This is a genomic window from Pantoea folii, assembly GCF_056678875.1.
Genome location: NZ_JBWXON010000003.1, coordinates 140,276 through 157,211 on the forward strand (window position 1 = coordinate 140,276; position 16,936 = coordinate 157,211).

Genomic DNA, 16,936 nt, shown 5'->3' on the forward strand with positions numbered 1-16,936 from the left:
GCTGGGTTTATTTTCAGCGGAACAAAGGGGGAAATGCCTTTAATTTCCATTGGGCGAGCACAAATCAAATTGAATGCAACAAACCCAGATTTAGACATTTTCTCTACCCCGATTGTGTTGGCCAAACCCGTACCAACTCAGGATTGCTTAATAAAATCATTTAGATAGACACTCTGCCAGTGATAGCCCTGCATACCGTAGATCGCTTTATGCGCCAGCAAATCGAGGTGTGATTGGCTTTCAACACCTTCAACAATTACGCCTTTGCATAATTGGTTGAGGTGGCTGAGCAGCGTGTCAAAAATGTGATCGTCGCCAAATTGCCAAAAAAACTTCTTGTCAATCTTGACGATTTCAAATATTCCGCTATCGAGCATGGTCAGGTTGGAATAACCCGGACCAAAGTCATCAAGCCATAAAGGGGCTGGTGTCACTTTCGCGACACCTTTTAATATCATCAGGTCTGCGCTGTTAAAGCGCGCGGTAAAGAAGGCGGATATCTCTAAACGCAACAACGTTAGTTTCGCCAGTTTTTCTTGTATTTCAGCATCTTCAAAAATACCGGCGACGATATCTCTATCCACATTTACACTGACTATCTGATCAAACCCTTTCTGGTATAGCTGAATAAGTTTTCCGATCTGGTGGAGGAATAACTGCCATTTCTCGTCAGCAGGAAGCCGACTGAAGAACCCTTCATCCCTGCAAGGGTTACGTTTATTATTAATATCTGCATCATCTGAGAATCGGGTTAACAATTCCCATGCAATCAACTCGCCGGCTTTACCGTGAACGGGTTCCAGCAAGAAAATGTATTCAGGTTGATTGCTCATTTCACGGTCCCTTCCGCAACTTACTGATACCCCTGAAATGTCAGGATTACTCATGTGAGATGTAAGGGAAACATCGATAAAACTTAACACGTTAACTGAAGCCTAACGTACAGCTTACAGTTTGCAAAATAGATTTCAGTAAAGACCCGGCCCAACTTTAATCGTTTAAATCTATCAATTTCCATAGTAAACTTAATTTACTTTCACAAAATTATCGGATAATTCCTAGAAAAATTTAAGTTAATACCATCCTTGACAGATATCAAAACAACAAACACATTGAATTTATTGTATAAATTATTCTTAATTTGTCTGATAAAGATAATTACATCGCAAAATTCATTTTTTTCGTTCTGGAACACATAGTTCCAAAAGACGTCAAAAAATGTAGTTTCTTGACGTGACTATTCAATCCTTAATGTTTAAATTTTCATTATGCATCGATAAGAAAACATAACAGATTGGCTGTCCAATCCTTACAAAATCAGTAACTAATGCAGGGATATTCAGGATTGAAGCGAAGCGGTTCTTTAGCTTTATGAATAAAAATGAAGGGGATAGAAAAGGCGTATTTTAGGGGCGAGTTATAAATGGCTGATTAACATTTATTGAGAGTGATCTTCATCACAATTCAAATAAAAAATGGGGAAATAAGAAAATAGAATGGCAGGGAAATAAAACGGGCCCTGTTCAGGGCCCGTTGAGAGCATTAACAGTTACTCATCTTCAAGATAGGTGTAACCATATAAGCCACTTTCAAACTCTTCAAGGAACTGTGCACGCAGCTCTTCGTCGATGTCTTTCTGCTGTGTCACCTGATCGCGGAACAGCGTCATCAAATCGTTAGGGTTCAGCTGCACATACTCCAGCATGTCTGCCACGGTATCGCCTTCATCTGACAATTGCACTTCAACGCTGCCGTCCGGGAAGGCGAATACATCAACCGCTTCGGTATCACCGAACAGGTTGTGCATATTGCCGAGGATCTCCTGGTAGGCACCGACCATAAAGAAGCCCAGCATCGGCGGGTTATCAATATCGTATTCAGGCATCGGCATGGTGGTGGCAATACCGTCACCATCCACGTAGTGATCGATGGTGCCATCAGAGTCACAGGTGATATCCAGCAGCACGGCGCGACGTTGTGGGATCTTGTTCAGGCCTTCCAGTGGTAATACCGGGAACAGCTGATCAATCCCCCACGCATCCGGCATTGACTGGAACAGCGAGAAGTTGACGTAAATCTTATCCGCCATACGTTCCTGCAGCTCATCAATGATCGGGCGGTGCGCACGGTTGCTTGGATCCAGATGCTGCTGGATATAGTGACAGATGCTTAAATAGAGCTGCTCTGCCCAGGCGCGCTGGCCAAGATCGTAAGTACCGGAAGAGTAGCCGGTATGGATGTCGAACAGATCCATCTGGCTATCGTGCAGCCATTCACGCAGCGAACGACGGACGTTCGGCTCATGCATCTCCTGCCAGGTATCCCACAGGCTCTGAATCGGACGTGGTGAATCGGCATCTGGCGCCACTGGCGTACTGAATTCGTTGCGCTCTACACCGATGATGTTGGAGACCAGCACGGTATGGTGCGCGGTAACCGCACGACCGGATTCGGTGATGACGGTTGGATGCTCCAGACCGTGCTCTTCACAAGCATCACCAATTGCCCAAATCACGTTGTTGGCATATTCGTTCAGGCCGTAGTTCACCGAGCAGTCAGATTGCGAACGCGTACCTTCATAATCCACGCCCAAACCGCCGCCGACATCAAAGCATTTGATGTTCACGCCGAGCTTCGCCAGCTCAACGTAGAAACGCGCCGACTCACGCACACCGGTGGCGATGTCGCGAATGTTGGACATCTGCGAGCCAAGATGGAAATGCAGCAGTTGCAGGCTGTCGAGACGGCCGGCTTTGCGCATGATATCCACCAGCTGCAATACTTGTGACGCCGCCAGACCGAACTTAGATTTCTCACCACCGCTCGACTGCCATTTACCGGAGCCTTGCGAAGCCAGACGCGCGCGAATCCCCAAACGTGGGATCACGTTCAGGCGCTCCGCCTCTTCCAGCACCAGGCGCACTTCGGTCATTTTCTCGATCACCAGGTAAACCTTGTGACCGAGTTTCTCGCCAATCAGCGCCAGACGAATGTATTCGCGGTCTTTATAGCCATTACAGACGATCACCGAACGGGTTTTTCCCGCGTGCGCGATCACTGCCATCAGCTCGGCTTTCGAACCGGCTTCCAGGCCCAGCGGCTCACCGGAGTTCACCAGTGATTCGATCACGCGCTTATGCTGGTTAACCTTAATTGGGTAAACCAGGAAGTAGTCACCCTTGTAGCCGTAGGATTCGCGCGCGCGTTTAAAGGCGGCGTTAATCGACCGCAGGCGATGCTGTAAAATCTGCGGGAAGCAGAATAGCGCAGGCAGACGCTGACCATCGGCTTCACGCTCTTTGACCAGCTTGGCCAGGTCAACGCGCACTTCCGGCTGATCCGGATCCGGACACACGCTGATGTGCCCCAGCTCGTTGACGTCATAATAGTTATTACCCCACCAGGCAATATTGTAGGTACGCAGCATTCTGCTCGCTTCCTGATCGTTCATCGCCACCTCCTGCATGGAGCGGAGTACACCCTGTTCGCCAGCTGACGAACCCTTGATATTCTTCATGTCGTCAGACATCGCGAACCTCAATTTTCCGTTGAAATATGAAACAGTTGCCGGGTCTTGCTGTTGCGAGTCCGGGTAAACATTTCCCCATCCTGCTGAGCTCCGATTATCGGGTTGCCGTGCACGTTGCTGACTCTAAGTGTAAAACACCACGCCGTAGTCAGTAAAAAACGGGCCAGAAGCCAACGCTTTTCACCGCCAAAGACGAGTGAAACACAGCGACAGAAATGAGGGAATAGCTTAGCCGGCGCTCGTGTCGGGATAATTACCGCAACGCGCAAAACTTCGACGAGAGAAAAGAATAAGACTGGATTGGGAAAGGATTGCCAGCGCGCCCGTTGAGCGCAGTGAACCGAAAAGAAGAGAAGTGTGGTTCATTACTTTTATCACCTCCAACGCCTGCAAACAGCAAACGAGAAACGGCCTGGGTGAAAATCAGAGAATAGCTCTGACGGCGCGACGCACGGCGGCGTCATCCTTTTGTACTGTGGTCGACAGCAGCGGCGTTTTATACAGCCTGCAGGGTGAAAAAGCAAAATCTTTGTCTGGGATATGTGGAAGGTGTCAGGAATTTCTTCCATCTGCTCACTTGCGTAAACGTGCGGAATCAGAAAAAGCACTGGAAAAGTGCTCACTGTGTAACCTAGAATAGCCGTCCAGATGGTTTTCCATCTAAACTGGTTAACATCCAGGCGGTGTCGGCGATTACGCCAATACTCCCTACTGCTCGCGGCTTTGCCTGAAGGGGCGTCGAGTCGGCCTGGTCCACTTACGCTATGCAGTCGAATTCAAACCATTTGTAAGGTAAAGAACAGAATGGCTAAACACCTATTTACATCTGAGTCCGTATCAGAAGGACATCCTGATAAAATCGCTGACCAAATTTCCGATGCCGTGTTAGATGCGATCCTTGAACAGGATCCTAAAGCACGCGTGGCCTGCGAAACTTACGTTAAGACCGGTATGGTGCTGGTTGGCGGTGAAATCACCACCAGCGCATGGGTGGATATCGAAGAGATCACCCGTAATACCGTACGTGAAATCGGCTATGTCCATTCCGATATGGGCTTTGATGCAAACTCTTGCGCTGTACTGAGCGCGATTGGCAAGCAGTCTCCTGACATCAACCAGGGTGTTGACCGTACCGATCCGCTGGAACAGGGCGCGGGCGACCAGGGCCTGATGTTCGGCTACGCCACCAACGAAACCGACGTGCTGATGCCTGCTCCGGTAACCTACGCCCACCGTCTGGTGCAGCGTCAGGCTGAAGTGCGTAAAAGCGGCTCACTGCCGTGGTTACGTCCGGATGCAAAAAGCCAGATCACCTTCCAGTACGATGGCGGCAAAATTGTCGGTATCGATGCGGTAGTCCTGTCGACTCAGCACGCTGAAGAAATCTCAACAGCCGATCTGCGTGAAGCGGTGATGGAAGAGATCATCAAGCCGGTTCTGCCTGCTGAGTGGGTGAATGCCAGCACCAAATACCACATCAACCCAACTGGTCGCTTCGTGATCGGCGGCCCAATGGGCGACTGCGGTTTGACCGGTCGTAAAATTATCGTTGATACCTACGGCGGCATGGCACGTCACGGTGGCGGTGCGTTCTCTGGTAAAGACCCGTCTAAGGTTGACCGTTCTGCTGCTTACGCTGCACGCTATGTCGCGAAAAACATCGTCGCGGCTGGTCTGGCCGACCGTTGCGAAATCCAGGTTTCTTACGCGATTGGCGTGGCTGAGCCAACCTCCATCATGGTGGAAACTTTCGGTACTGAGAAAGTCCCTACCGAACAGCTGACCCTGCTGGTGCGCGAGTTCTTCGACCTGCGTCCATACGGCCTGATTCAGATGATGGATCTGCTTAAACCTATCTACAAAGAGACCGCTGCTTACGGTCACTTTGGTCGCGAACACTTCCCGTGGGAGCAGACTGATAAAGCTGCTCAACTGCGCGAGGCTGCGGGCCTGTAATCTGACAGCCCTGCAAAAACGAGCCCGCATATTGCGGGCTTTTTTGTGCCTGCTAACCAGCCAGCACGTTTTTTCCCGCCGTCTACACTTCATTTTCTATGTTTACAACAAAGTGTTAACGATTACATTTTGAAAACTTTTTGTAATCCGTAATTTAGAGAATTTTCAGCGTAGTTATTCATATGAAAATGCGTTATTTTCAGCGTCGTCTGATAGCCGGTATTTAGAGAGATGTCAGAAACTTAAAGGGTGCTATACCTTACTGGTTACGTAACTATTTCAGGCGGAAAATGCTGGATTGCAGGGCTTCAGCGTGTGTAACCGATTACACTGATGTGATCGCCCTCACTTTTTTCTGCCGGCAGGTTTCATAACATTGATAAAAACAACGATAGATAAACTTCGGAGGCATTATGCCTGGTAATACTCATAAGAGCAGAACATCGAACAAGATGATGACCTTGTTTGTCTGTTTCTTAGCGGCTCTGGCCGGCCTGCTGTTTGGTCTGGATATCGGCGTTATCGCTGGTGCCCTGCCCTTCATCGCCAAAGATTTCAACGTGACTGCACATGAGCAAGAGTGGATTGTCAGCTCAATGATGTTTGGTGCGGCTGTCGGTGCGATTGGTAGCGGCTGGATGTCTTCACATCTCGGCCGTAAAAAGAGCCTGATGGCGGGTGCAATTCTGTTCGTGATCGGTTCACTGTGGTCAGCCATGGCGGTTAGCCCGGATATGCTGATTGCTGCACGTGTCGTACTCGGCCTGGCCGTGGGTGTCGCGTCTTACACTGCTCCTCTGTATCTTTCTGAAATCGCACCGGAAAAGATTCGTGGCAGCATGATTTCTCTGTATCAGCTGATGATCACCATCGGTATCCTGGGCGCGTATCTGTCGGATACAGCGTTCAGTGATGCAGGCGCATGGCGCTGGATGCTGGGTATCATCACCATTCCAGCCGTGCTGCTGCTGGTGGGTGTATTCTTCCTGCCAAACAGCCCACGCTGGCTGGCGGCGAAAGGCGATTTCCGCAGTGCAGAACGCGTGCTGGCTCGCCTGCGTGATACTAGCGAGCAAGCTAAACGTGAACTGGATGAGATTCGTGAAAGCCTGAAGATCAAACAGTCTGGCTGGCAGTTGTTCCAGAGCAACAGCAACTTCCGTCGCGCGGTGTTCCTGGGCGTGCTGTTGCAGGTAATGCAGCAGTTCACCGGTATGAACGTCATCATGTATTACGCGCCAAAAATCTTTGAGATTGCGGGCTTCGCCAATACCACTCAGCAGATGTGGGGCACGGTCATTGTTGGTCTGGTAAACGTACTGGCGACCTTTATTGCTATCGGTCTGGTGGATCGTTGGGGCCGTAAACCTACACTGGTGCTGGGCTTCATCGTGATGGCTGCCGGTATGGGTATCCTCGGTACCATGCTGCACATCGGCATTAACTCCGCTTCCGCACAATACTTTGCTGTCGCCATGCTGCTGATGTTCATCGTTGGTTTTGCGATGTCTGCCGGTCCGTTGATCTGGGTACTGTGTTCAGAAATTCAGCCGCTGAAAGGCCGCGATTTTGGTATCACCGTGTCGACCGCAACCAACTGGATTGCCAACATGATCGTCGGTGCCACCTTCCTGACCATGCTGAATACGCTAGGCAACGCGCCGACCTTCTGGGTATACGCAGGTCTGAATGTGTTCTTTATCCTGCTGACCGTGGCGCTGATTCCAGAGACCAAAAACGTCTCGCTGGAACACATCGAGCGCAACCTGATGCAAGGCAAAAAACTGCGCGATATCGGCCAGCAATAGGGTCGATAAGCGATACAAAGGGCTGCCGATTGGCGGCCCTTTTTTTGTGCGTTTCGTCAGGTGCGCATTTGTGCGTACCAGGTTATCCTGCCCGGCATGAAAACACCTCGCCTTCCCATTGCCCTGCAACAAGCCGTGATGCGCTCGTTGCGTCACCATTTGCAGCTCGCCAATGAAAAGCTGGAGCGTCACTATGACGAGCCGAAGCTGGTGTATCAGCAGCGCGGCACCGCTGCCGGTACGGCCTGGCTGGAGAAATGGGAGATTCGCATCAACCCGGTGCTATTGCTGGAGAATCAGCAGGCCTTTGTGGATGAGGTGGTGCCGCACGAACTGGCGCACCTGCTGGTATGGAAAACCTTTGGCCGCGTGCCGCCGCACGGCAAAGAGTGGAAGTGGATGATGGAGAGCGTGCTCGGCGTTCCCGCGCGTCGCACCCATCAGTTCGAAATCGCGTCGGTGCGCAGCAATACCTTCCCCTATCGCTGCCGCTGTCAGCAACATCAGCTCACCGTGCGCCGCCACAATCGCGTGTTACGGGGGGAAAGTGAATACCGCTGCGTGCAATGCGGTACTTTGCTGCAACCTGGAGAATTTTCAGCAGGTTAATCCGTTTATCTGATTTCCCACCCTGCGCCATTCTGTTACCCTGCCGCCTTTTTACGCATCAGGTAATTTTTGGAATATGTCTCGCAAAACGCTGTTGTTACTCTCCTTATTAGTTGCCCCCATTAGCGCCTTCAGCCTCAGCATCACCCACTACAATCAAAACAACTTCCAGCAGGCCAAAGTAGTCGCCGCGCAGATCAATGCCGATGCCCCGGCAGAATTTTACTGCGGCTGCAAAATCAGCTGGCACGGCAAAAAAGGCGTCCCTGACCTCAGCAGCTGTGGCTACAGCGTGCGTAAAAATGCCAACCGCGCTGAACGTATTGAGTGGGAACATGTGATGCCCGCATGGGAGTTCGGCCATCAGCGCCAGTGCTGGCAAAATGGCGGACGCAAAAATTGCAGTAAAGATGCCGATTACCGCCGCATTGAAAGCGACCTGCACAATCTGCAACCGGCGATTGGTGAAGTGAATGGCGATCGCAATAACTTCCAGTACAGCCAGTGGAACGGCGGCGACGCGCAATATGGTCAGTGCGCAATGAAAGTCGATTTCAAGCAGAAGCTGGCGCAGCCACCCGAGCGTGCACGTGGTGCCATCGCCCGCACTTACTTCTATATGCGCGACCAGTATCAGTTGCGTCTGTCACGCCAGCAGACCCAGCTGTTCACCGCCTGGAACAAGCAATATCCGGTAAGCCAATGGGAGTGTGAACGCGACAACCGCATCGCGCAGGTGCAGGGAAATCACAATCCCTATGTACAACAGGCTTGCCAGCGCTAAAAGCGCTACCCTACACTAGCTTTTTTCTGATTGGGCCGTGTCCGAAGACACGGCATAACGCTGGCAGGAACCGCATGCGCATACCTCGCATTTATCATCCCGAACCTCTTGAAGTTAACAGTGAAGTCTTCCTCGACGAAGATGCCGCTAACCACGTCGGGCGCGTGCTGCGCATGACCGCCGGTCAACAAATTGAGCTGTTTGATGGCAGTAATCTGACTTTTAACGCCGAAATCACCCAGGCTGATAAAAAGCGTGTAAAAGTAAGGGTCCTTGCCAGTCAGCCTGATGACCGTGAATCTCCGCTCCATCTCCATCTTGGGCAGGTGATGTCGCGCGGCGAAAAGATGGAATTCACCATCCAGAAATCGATCGAACTCGGCGTGAACGTAATTACACCCTTGTTTTCGGAGCGCTGCGGCGTAAAGCTGGATGCTGAACGACTGGCGAAGAAGATTCAGCAATGGCAAAAAATTGCGATTGCCGCCTGTGAACAGTGCGGCCGTAATCGTGTGCCGGAAATCCGTGAAGCGATGACGCTGGAAGCCTGGTGTGCCGAGCAGGAAAGCGGTTTAAAGCTCAATCTGCATCCGCGTGCCAGCCACAGTATTAACACTCTGCCGCAGCCGGTTGAACGTGTACGCCTGCTGATTGGTCCGGAAGGCGGTTTATCCGCAGACGAAATTGCCATGACCGCGCAGCAGGGTTTCACCGATATTTTGTTGGGCCCACGCGTGCTGCGCACAGAAACCACTGCGCTCACGGCCATTACGGCACTTCAGGTGAGGTTTGGTGACCTGGGTTAAGGGATACTTTTAGGGTTTTAAAACTACGCACGTGAAAAGCCGCAGCGCTGTCACGGAACGGGGCAATAAATTCCCCCTTTGAGGAGAGAATAATGATTAAGCTTGGCATCGTTATGGACCCAATTTCGTCCATCAACATTAAAAAAGACACCAGCTTCGCCATGTTGCTGGAAGCACAGCGCCGTGGTTACGAAATTCATTACATGGAGATGGGCGATCTCTCCCTGCGCGGTGGCGTGACCTACGCCCGCACGCGCCTGCTGAGCGTGGAGCAGAACTACGACAAATGGTACGAGTTCGGCAGTGAGCAGTTAATCCCGCTGGCCGATCTCAACGTGGTGCTGATGCGTAAAGATCCGCCGTTCGATACCGAATTCATCTATGCCACCTACCTGCTGGAGCGCGCGGAAGAGCAAGGTACGCTGATCGTCAACAAACCGCAGAGCCTGCGTGACTGTAACGAGAAACTGTACACCGCGTGGTTCGCCGACCTGACGCCAGACACGCTGGTGACCCGCAACAAAGAGCAGTTGCGTGCCTTCTGGCAGGAGCACGGTGATGTGATTCTCAAGCCGCTGGACGGCATGGGCGGTGCCTCCATCTTCCGCGTGAAGCAGGACGACCCGAACTTTGGCGTCATCACCGAAACCCTGACCAATCACGGCCAGAACTTCTGCATGGCGCAAAACTACCTGCCGGCGATCAAAGACGGCGATAAGCGCGTGCTGGTAGTGGATGGCGAGCCGGTGCCGTATTGCCTGGCGCGTATCCCACAGGGTGGCGAAACCCGTGGTAACCTTGCAGCTGGTGGCCGCGGTGAAGCACGCCCGTTGAGTGAAAGCGATTGGGAAATTGCCCGCCGCGTTGGCCCAACGCTGAAAGCCAAAGGGCTGATTTTTGTCGGTCTGGACATCATTGGTGATAAACTCACCGAAGTTAACGTAACCAGCCCAACCTGCGTGCGTGAAATCGAGGCTGCATTCCCGATCTCGATCACCGGCATGCTGATGGATGCCATCGAGAAACGCCTGGGCTGATGTCAACGGCGTGTAAGCGCCGTGAGAACCCAAAACCGACGTGGCTGCGGCCGCGCCGGTTATTTTTGGTATACGAGTGAGAATGAATTTACAGCATCATTTTTTGATTGCGATGCCGTCGCTGCAGGACCCGCTGTTCAAACGCTCGGTAGTGTATATCTGCGAGCACAATGAAGATGGCGCCATGGGTTTGATCGTAAACAAACCGATGGAAAACCTGACGGTCGAAGGCATCCTGAAGAAACTTAAAATCAGCCCATCAGAACGTGACCCGGCCATCAAGCTGGACAAACCGGTGTTTGCCGGCGGTCCGCTGGCGGAAGATCGCGGCTTTATCCTGCACTCTGCCCAGAAAATTTACTCTTCCAGCATTCGTATTTCTGACAATACCGTGATCACCACTTCGCGGGATGTGCTGGAAGCGATCGGCACCTCAGAACAGCCCGATAACGTGCTGGTGGCGTTAGGGTATTGCGCCTGGGAGAAAGATCAGCTGGAGAATGAGCTGCTGGAAAATGCCTGGCTGACCACGCCCGCCAACAGCAATATTCTGTTCCAGACGCCAATCGCCGAGCGCTGGCGCGAAGCTGCACGCAGCATGGGCATCGATATTCATAATATGACCAGCGATGCAGGGCACGCCTGATGGCCAGTGAAACCTTGCTGGGCTTCGATTTCGGCACCAAAAGCATCGGTGTGGCGGTCGGTCAACAGTTGACCGGCACCGCTCGCGCTCTGACCGCGCTTAAAGCGCAAGATGGCACGCCAGACTGGAAGCTGATCGAGAAGCTACTGAAAGAGTGGCAGCCTGATTACGTGGTGGTGGGCTTGCCGTTGAACATGGACGGCACCGAGCAGCCGTTAACCGATCGCGCCCGTAAGTTCGCCAATCGCATTCATGGCCGATTCGGCGTGCGCGTTGAGCTGCAGGACGAGCGGTTAAGCACCGTGGAAGCGCGCGCCGACCTGTTCGAACGCGGTGGCTTCCGTGCATTGCAAAAAGGTCAGGTCGATTCGCAATCGGCGGTGATCATTCTGGAAGATTGGTTCGATACGCACTGATTGAAATCCAGGTGCGCGTGAATGCGCACCTGACAAATTGCGGCAACAGCTTGCTTGTTATTCGCTCGGCTATAGTGCTCCCGCCATTTACGGCAACCTGCAAACACGCCAATCAATTCTGCCACTTGTATTGACTCACAGGCGCGCAAATCATGCCCCGCCCTGTTGTAACGACTCGCAGGCGCACAAATCATGCCCCGCCCTGTTGTAACGACTCGCAGGCATTAAAATCATCCCCGCCTCTTTGTATCAACTCGCAGGCACTCAAATCATGCCCGCTCCCTTGTATCGACTTGCAAGCATTCAAATCATGCCCGCTCCCTTGTATCGACTTGCAAGCATTCAAATCATGCCCCGCCCTTTAGTAGCAACTCGCAGGCACGCAAATCATGCCCGCCCTTTTGAATCGACTCGCAAATTCTCAAATCAATCCCGCCTGTTGTCGCGCCTGTACGCTCTGCGCGAACGTCTGCATCCCTGACTGCGCGCCGGTTTGCAGCACGCCAGGCAGTTGATGCATCTTGCCCTCACGGATTAAATTGGTCACCGCAGGCGTGGCCACCAACACCTCGAACAAGCCAATTCGCCCGCCGTTTTTTGCCGGCACCAAACGCTGCGCCAGCACCGCTTTCAAACTGCCCGCCAACTGGGTGCGCACCAGGTTTTTTTCCTCGGCAGGAAACACATCCACCAGCCGATCCACCGCTTGCGTGGCACCTCGCGTGTGCAACGTTGCCAGTACAAGATGCCCGGTCTCTGCCGCCGTCAGCGCAAGCCGAATGGTCTCGCTGTCACGTAGCTCACCCAACAGAATCACATCCGGGTCTTCGCGCAGCGCCGCTTTCAATCCTTGCTGGAATGACACCGTGTGTGCGCCCACTTCCCGCTGCTGTATCAACGAGCGCTGGCTGTGATGCACAAATTCAATCGGATCTTCCAGCGTAATAATGTGGCGTGCCTGTTCGCGATTGAGGCTGTCCACCATCGCAGCCAGCGTGGTGGATTTACCGCTGCCGGTGGCACCCGTGATTAAGATCAGCCCCTCTTCCAGCTGCAACAACTGCGTTACCACGTCAGGCAGTTGCAATGGGTTGATGTTGGGCGCCTGGCTGTCAATCAAGCGCAGCGCCAGCGATAAACCGTGGCGCTGCATAAACAGGTTGCCACGCAAACGCACGCCGCTTTTCAGGGTGATGGCAAAATCAACGTGCCCGCTCGCTTCCAGCTCATCCTGCTGTACGCCGCTGAGCCACTGTTGCAAAAAGGTTTCCAGCCAGTCGCCATCCAATGCGGTTTGTTGTGGGATCGGCTCCAGCACCCCCTGCCGTCGCCAGTGCGGTAAATGTCCGCTGCAAAGGTGCAGATCGGCGGCGTTATGCTTTACACTAAGGGCCACAACTTCATCCAAATCCATTTAACTTCTCCTGACTATGACTTCCATTGAGCACAACCTACAGCAAGTGCGTGAGCGTATCGCCACTGCCGCTGCACGCTGCGGCCGCGCGCCAGAAGAAATTACCCTGCTTGCAGTGAGCAAAACCAAACCTGCGAGCGCAGTCGCAGAAGCGATTGCTGCGGGTCAGCAGGCATTCGGTGAAAATTACGTACAGGAAGGGGTTGAAAAGGTGGCTGAGCTGGCCGCACATCCTGATCTGCAGTGGCACTTTATCGGGCCGCTGCAATCCAATAAAAGCCGCCTGGTGGCGGAGAATTTTGCCTGGTGTCACACCGTGGATCGTGAACGCATTGCACAACGTCTGAACGATCAGCGTCCGGCAGCGTTGCCACCGCTTAACGTGTTAATTCAGGTAAATATCAGTGACGAGAACAGCAAATCTGGCATCATGCTGGAGGCGATTCCGGCGCTGGCGGCGCAGATAGCCGCATTGCCGCGTCTGCGCTTGCGCGGATTAATGGCGATCCCGGCGCCGGAGCCAGATTACGATCGGCAGTTCGCGGTATGTCAGCAGATGGCTGGCGCGCTTAACGCTCTAAAACAGGATTACCCTGACGTCGATACGCTTTCTCTGGGAATGAGCGACGACATGGATGCGGCAATCGCCGCAGGCAGCACCATGGTGCGCATTGGCACCGCCGTATTTGGCGCGCGGGATTATGCGCGACCTTCACAACAATAATTGAGGAACCTCATGTTAACAATGACGTTTTTAGTCAAAACGCTGATCGACCTGTACGTGATGGTATTGCTGCTGCGCATCTGGATGCAGTGGTCACGCTGTGATTTCTACAACCCGCTGTCACAGTTTGTGGTGAAGATTACACAGCCGATTATCAAGCCGCTGCGCCGCGTGCTGCCAGCGATAGGCCCGATTGACACAGCCTCGCTGGTGCTGGCCTTTGTGCTGACCACCCTGAAATATCCGGTGCTACTGTTAATTCAGGTTGGCGTGTTCTCCGTGGATCCCACCAACCTGTTAGTCGGCCTGTTGTCACTGGTGAAATCCGCCGGTTATCTGGTGTTCTGGGTGATCATCATTCGCTCGCTGATGAGCTGGATCAGCCAGGGACGTGGCCCGATTGATTACGTGTTGATTCAGCTGACTGAACCGCTGATGGCACCGATTCGCCGTATTCTGCCTGCGATGGGCGGCATCGATTTCTCTGCCATGATTGTGATTCTGGTGCTGTACGCGCTGAATTTCCTCGGCATGGACCTGTTCCCAGGTCTCTGGTATTTGCTGTAATTCGTTAATCTGGAACTGTTATGCAAAAAGTCGTACTCGCCACCGGTAATCCGGGCAAAGTTCGTGAACTGGCCGATCTGTTAGCGGCCTTCGGCCTCGATATCGTGGCGCAAACCGAGCTGGGCGTTGAGTCAGCGGAAGAAACCGGTCTGACCTTTATTGAAAATGCCATTCTCAAAGCGCGCCATGCTGCGCAGATCACCGGTCTGCCAGCGATTGCCGATGACTCTGGTCTGGCGGTGGATGCGCTCGGCGGCGCGCCAGGCATCTACTCTGCGCGCTATGCCGGAGAAGACGCCAGCGATCAGCAAAATCTCGATAAGCTGCTGGTGGCGCTGGAAAACGTGCCGGATGGCGAGCGCCAGGCGCAGTTCCATTGCGTGCTGGTTTACCTGCGCCATGCTGAAGATCCAACACCGCTGGTGTTCCACGGCAGCTGGGCGGGTGAAATCACCCGTGCAGCCGCAGGTGAAGGCGGCTTTGGTTACGACCCGATTTTCTATGTTCCTGAACTGGGCAAAACCGCAGCAGAGCTGAGTAAAGATGAAAAGCGTGCTGTTTCTCACCGTGGCAAAGCATTGACGCTGTTACTGGATGCGATGCGCAATGCCTGAGTTACCTCCGTTAAGCCTGTACATCCACATTCCGTGGTGTGTGCAGAAATGTCCGTACTGTGATTTCAACTCCCACGCGTTAAAAGGCGAGGTGCCGCACATCGAGTATGTGCAGCACCTGCTCAACGATCTTGAACAGGACCTGCCGCTAACCGCTGGCCGTGAAGTACGCACCATCTTTATCGGTGGCGGTACACCAAGCCTGCTGAGCAGCAATGCGATGCAGATGCTGATGGATGGCGTGCGTGCGCGCCTGCCGCTGGCGGCCGATGCAGAGGTCACCATGGAAGCCAATCCGGGCACCGTGGAAGCGGATCGCTTCAGCGGCTACCAGAAAGCCGGTATTAACCGTATTTCGATTGGCGTGCAGAGTTTTAGCCCGCAGAAGCTGGAGCGCTTAGGGCGCATTCACGGCCCTGATGAAGCGGTACGTGCCGCCCATCTCGCCGCCGGTCTTGGTCTGCGCAGCTTTAACCTCGATCTGATGCACGGCTTGCCCGATCAGTCACTGGAAGAGGCACTGGACGATTTGCGTCAGGCGATTGCGCTGAATCCGCCGCACCTGTCGTGGTATCAGCTGACCATCGAGCCGAACACGATGTTCAGCTCGCGTCCGCCGGTGTTGCCGGATGACGATGCGCTGTGGGATATCTATGAGCAAGGCCATGAACTGTTGAGTGCCGCAGGTTATCAGCAGTACGAGACTTCAGCCTATGCCAAGCCGGGTTATCGCTGCGAACACAACCTCAACTACTGGCGCTTTGGTGATTACCTTGGCATCGGCTGTGGTGCCCACGGCAAATTGACGCAACCGGATGGCAGAATTGTGCGAACGGTGAAAACCCGTCATCCGCGCGGCTTTATGCAAGGTAAGTATCTCGACAAGCAGCACAACGTTGAGAACGATGACAAGCCGTTTGAGTTCTTTATGAACCGCTTCCGTCTGCTGGAAGCCGCACCGCGTGCAGATTTCAGCCGCTATACCGGGCTGGATGAGCAAGTGATCCGCGCGCAGATGGATGCAGCGATCGAGGCAGGTTACGTGGTGGAAACCGCAGAGCAGTGGCAGATAACCGAAAAAGGGAAGTTGTTCCTGAATTCGCTGCTTGAACTGTTTATGTAGGCCAAACAGTCATATAACCCAGCGGCACGTTACTTCGTCCCGCTGGTTTTTTTTACCCTTTAACGCCCTGTACTAACGCTTTGCGCTGCCCTTCCAGATTCGTCACGCGATTACACACCTCATGACCGAAGTTCTGAAAGTCCTGTTCCTGCTTATTCCATTCCGCCTGAACCGCCTGCTGCAGACCGCCGAGGTTGCCCATGATCGCCTGCAGTGGATTACTGCCGCTGGCGGCCTGGCTGCTGCCCATCTCGTTCAGGCTGTCCTGCATAATGCCGCCCAGCGTGCTCTGCACCAGTTTTTCGCCTTCGGCACGCACCTGGTCAATCGCCTGGTGGTGGAAGGTCAAACCATCCGGACGATGCTCAATGATACGGTTCATCTGCTGCTTCAGCTGTCCATCCAGCCTGGTCAGGCGGTTGCGCACGTTGCTGTTGGCACCGAGCTTTTCCACAATCACTTTATCCAGCGCCACACGGCTGCGTTCCAGACGCGTCGAGGCACCGTTATCCACCCACGGCAAATCCCGACGTAACGCATTCTGATAGTCGATGGCTTTCTGTCGCGTGGCGTTATCCACGTTGGCTTTCTGCCCGTTAAAGGTCACATCGCCCTGCGGTGAGATTTCAAGATTACCGTTGGTGCCGACCACCTGCACGCTCTGCGGTTTGATGATCACATCATCCTGAGGATTAACGCTGCACTGATAATCAGCCTGCGCCTGTGTCGCTGCGGCCAGCAGCAGTGCGGTAAGAAGCGCCTTACGAACCATGAAATCTCCCTAAAATGAAAAGCCGCCCACGCCTTTGCAGTTAGTACAAGTCAGGCGTAAGCGGCGCAGCGAATTTGGTGACGGTCAGCGCACAGTAATCGGAGCGCGCCTGAGTACATAAGAATGACTCA

Annotated in this window: 16 protein-coding genes; 12 read left to right on the top strand and 4 right to left on the bottom strand. The window is 53.3% G+C overall.

Annotation, left to right across the window (positions count from 1 at the left end; genetic code table 11):
- Nucleotides 1-137: 137 nt before the first annotated feature.
- Together AC1MDE_RS05635 and speA are read right to left on the bottom strand one after the other, a co-directional pair.
- The gene (locus AC1MDE_RS05635; protein ID WP_480344374.1) at nt 138-833 is read right to left on the bottom strand and encodes an EAL domain-containing protein; all 696 of its coding nucleotides are present in this window, start codon (nt 831-833) and stop codon (nt 138-140) included.
- 716 nt (nt 834-1,549) lie between these two features.
- Complete coding sequence (gene speA, locus AC1MDE_RS05640; protein WP_479399505.1) at nt 1,550-3,529, bottom strand: biosynthetic arginine decarboxylase; 1,980 nt, start codon at nt 3,527-3,529, stop codon at nt 1,550-1,552.
- Between the two features lie 804 nt (nt 3,530-4,333).
- On the opposite strand from speA, the gene metK reads away from it, so the two are divergent.
- The 8 genes from metK to ruvX all read left to right on the top strand — a co-directional run bounded on the left by metK (nt 4,334) and on the right by ruvX (nt 11,591).
- Nucleotides 4,334-5,485: a methionine adenosyltransferase gene (gene metK / locus AC1MDE_RS05645; protein ID WP_058959339.1), complete on the top strand. Its 1,152-nt coding sequence runs from the start codon at nt 4,334-4,336 to the stop codon at nt 5,483-5,485.
- Between the two features lie 413 nt (nt 5,486-5,898).
- Complete coding sequence (locus tag AC1MDE_RS05650) at nt 5,899-7,293, top strand: sugar porter family MFS transporter (protein ID WP_034823260.1); 1,395 nt, start codon at nt 5,899-5,901, stop codon at nt 7,291-7,293.
- 96 nt (nt 7,294-7,389) lie between these two features.
- Nucleotides 7,390-7,902 (top strand): SprT family zinc-dependent metalloprotease, encoded by a 513-nt coding sequence (locus AC1MDE_RS05655; RefSeq protein WP_045831736.1) that lies wholly within the window; start codon nt 7,390-7,392, stop codon nt 7,900-7,902.
- Between the two features lie 76 nt (nt 7,903-7,978).
- Nucleotides 7,979-8,686, top strand: a complete 708-nt coding sequence (gene endA, locus AC1MDE_RS05660; RefSeq protein WP_034823262.1) for a deoxyribonuclease I — start codon at nt 7,979-7,981, stop codon at nt 8,684-8,686.
- Between the two features lie 74 nt (nt 8,687-8,760).
- Entirely contained in the window at nt 8,761-9,492 is a 732-nt protein-coding gene (gene rsmE / locus AC1MDE_RS05665) for a 16S rRNA (uracil(1498)-N(3))-methyltransferase (protein WP_038644914.1), read from the top strand.
- A 92-nt stretch (nt 9,493-9,584) separates the two neighbouring features.
- Nucleotides 9,585-10,529 (top strand): glutathione synthase, encoded by a 945-nt coding sequence (gshB, locus tag AC1MDE_RS05670; protein ID WP_058959338.1) that lies wholly within the window; start codon nt 9,585-9,587, stop codon nt 10,527-10,529.
- A gap of 82 nt (nt 10,530-10,611) precedes the next feature.
- Entirely contained in the window at nt 10,612-11,175 is a 564-nt protein-coding gene (locus AC1MDE_RS05675; protein WP_034823267.1) for a YqgE/AlgH family protein, read from the top strand.
- Entirely contained in the window at nt 11,175-11,591 is a 417-nt protein-coding gene (gene ruvX / locus AC1MDE_RS05680) for a Holliday junction resolvase RuvX (protein WP_034823268.1), read from the top strand. The genes AC1MDE_RS05675 and ruvX overlap by 1 nt, the downstream gene beginning before the upstream one ends.
- Before the next feature lie 421 nt (nt 11,592-12,012).
- On the opposite strand, the gene AC1MDE_RS05685 is transcribed toward ruvX, so the two are convergent.
- Complete coding sequence (locus AC1MDE_RS05685; RefSeq protein ID WP_479414345.1) at nt 12,013-13,005, bottom strand: type IV pilus twitching motility protein PilT; 993 nt, start codon at nt 13,003-13,005, stop codon at nt 12,013-12,015.
- 16 nt (nt 13,006-13,021) lie between these two features.
- Between AC1MDE_RS05685 and AC1MDE_RS05690 the strand changes: the two genes are divergently transcribed.
- The 4 genes from AC1MDE_RS05690 to hemW are packed head-to-tail and all read left to right on the top strand — an operon-like array spanning nt 13,022 to nt 16,033.
- The gene (locus AC1MDE_RS05690; protein WP_058959336.1) at nt 13,022-13,729 is read left to right on the top strand and encodes a YggS family pyridoxal phosphate-dependent enzyme; all 708 of its coding nucleotides are present in this window, start codon (nt 13,022-13,024) and stop codon (nt 13,727-13,729) included.
- A gap of 12 nt (nt 13,730-13,741) precedes the next feature.
- Entirely contained in the window at nt 13,742-14,296 is a 555-nt protein-coding gene (locus tag AC1MDE_RS05695) for a YggT family protein (protein WP_034823271.1), read from the top strand.
- A gap of 20 nt (nt 14,297-14,316) precedes the next feature.
- Nucleotides 14,317-14,910, top strand: a complete 594-nt coding sequence (locus tag AC1MDE_RS05700; RefSeq protein ID WP_034823272.1) for an XTP/dITP diphosphatase — start codon at nt 14,317-14,319, stop codon at nt 14,908-14,910.
- On the top strand, nt 14,903-16,033 hold the full coding sequence (hemW, locus tag AC1MDE_RS05705; RefSeq protein ID WP_479402424.1) for a radical SAM family heme chaperone HemW: 1,131 nt from the start codon (nt 14,903-14,905) through the stop codon (nt 16,031-16,033). The genes AC1MDE_RS05700 and hemW overlap by 8 nt, the downstream gene beginning before the upstream one ends.
- 52 nt (nt 16,034-16,085) lie before the next feature.
- Here the strand turns inward: hemW and AC1MDE_RS05710 are convergent, their stop codons facing one another.
- Nucleotides 16,086-16,805, bottom strand: a complete 720-nt coding sequence (locus tag AC1MDE_RS05710; RefSeq protein ID WP_479402422.1) for a YggN family protein — start codon at nt 16,803-16,805, stop codon at nt 16,086-16,088.
- Nucleotides 16,806-16,936: the final 131 nt, after the last annotated feature.